Below are 667 nucleotides of genomic sequence, written 5' to 3'. Positions count from 1 at the left end.
AGCACCATGGCGCCACGCGCGGCCAGCTGCGACAGGCCCTTCACGGCGGTGCGGGCGCGCTCCCGCATGACGTGATCCAGCGTCCTGCCGATCAACAGGAAGAACAGCAGCGACACCGACGCGTCGAAATAGGCGTGATCGCCATGGTTGATCGTCTCATAGAGGCTCATTGCGTAAGCGAGCGAGACCCCCACCGCGATCGGCACGTCCATGTTCATGCGGCCGTGGCGCAACGCATTCCAGGCCGAGCGGAAGAAGATGCCGCCGGCAAACGCGAGCGCGGGGATGGCAATCAGCGCTGAGACCCAGTGGAACAGGTCGCGTGTCGCGCCTTCGGCCCCGGACCAGACCGAGACCGAAAGCAGCATGATGTTACCCGCCGCAAAGCCCGCAACAGCGACGGCGCGGATGAGCTCCGAGAGCGTCTTGTCCTTTGCATCGATCTCGGCTTCGAACAGGTGAGCCTGATAACCTAGCCGCTCCAGCACGTTGACGAACGGTGGAACCTCGTCCCCGCGCCACCGGACCGAAACCCGCTTCGTTGACAGGTTGACGCGAGCGGCCTCGACGTGATCGAGTTTCCCCAACGCCGTCTCTATGGTCTGGATGCAGGCGCCGCAGTGAACAGTCGGTACGGAAAGGTCGGTCTGACGAAGATCATCGCCAA

Annotated in this window: 1 protein-coding gene; it reads right to left on the bottom strand. The window is 63.6% G+C overall.

Annotation, left to right across the window (positions count from 1 at the left end; all coding sequences use genetic code 11):
* Positions 1-667: heavy metal translocating P-type ATPase (locus NKH57_RS33765; RefSeq protein ID WP_352950700.1), on the bottom strand; the 667-nt coding region annotated here is incomplete at both ends.

It is taken from the genome of Mesorhizobium sp. M1050 (genome assembly GCF_040318715.1).
Taxonomy (GTDB): Bacteria; Pseudomonadota; Alphaproteobacteria; order Rhizobiales; family Rhizobiaceae; genus Mesorhizobium.
The sequence above is the reverse complement of the archived record's forward strand: the minus strand, read 5'-3'. Positions and strand labels throughout refer to the sequence as shown.